At 65.9% G+C, this 261-nt stretch carries 1 protein-coding gene; it reads left to right on the top strand.

What is annotated here, in order from left to right:
* A partial coding sequence (locus tag OH705_RS27770) for a Plug domain-containing protein (protein ID WP_267303503.1) occupies positions 1-261 on the top strand: 261 nt, incomplete at both ends.

Raw genomic sequence — 261 nt, forward strand, 5'->3', positions numbered from 1 at the left:
TCTGCAGCTCGCATGCCTATGCGCAACAAGCCGCCGCACCGGCTGGTGAAGAGGAGCCCACCACGCTGGCCACCATGACGGTGACCGCGCAGAAGCGCGAGGAGGCCATGCAGGATGTGCCGATCGCCGTGACCGCGTTGCCCGAACAACTGTTGCAGGATACCGGCGTGCGCGACATCAAGGACCTGCAGGTTCTGGTGCCCGGCCTGACGGTGACCAGCACGCAGAGTGAGGCCATCACCACTGCGCGCATCCGCGGTA

The organism is Pseudomonas sp. BJa3, assembly GCF_026343815.1.
Lineage (GTDB): Bacteria > Pseudomonadota > Gammaproteobacteria > Pseudomonadales > Pseudomonadaceae > Aquipseudomonas > Aquipseudomonas soli.